The following is a 227-nucleotide window of genomic DNA, read 5'->3' on the forward strand; positions in this document are numbered from 1 at the left end:
CTGGCACGCTCTCTTTCACTGAGTTTCAGGGCCAGGATGCCCTCGAATTCATTAATTTAATGGGCTACGCCGCCTTTGTGCCCGGCAACCATGAGTTTGATTTGGGTGACCCAGAAGAGGGGCATCAGGCGGTAGCGGCATTTTTTGCGGGTGCCGAGTTTCCCATCCTATGCGCGTACCTGGAGTGCTCAGAGGGCCCTGAGTTTGCGGACATGCTGGGTAGTTCG

General features: G+C 55.9%; 1 pseudogene. It reads left to right on the forward strand.

The window, feature by feature from the left end:
• Nucleotides 1-227 (forward strand): annotated as a pseudogene (locus A6R74_RS07155) (bifunctional metallophosphatase/5'-nucleotidase); the annotation flags it as partial.

The organism is Halomonas sp. ALS9, from assembly GCF_001651035.1.
In the GTDB taxonomy this organism is placed as follows: Bacteria; Pseudomonadota; Gammaproteobacteria; order Pseudomonadales; family Halomonadaceae; genus Vreelandella.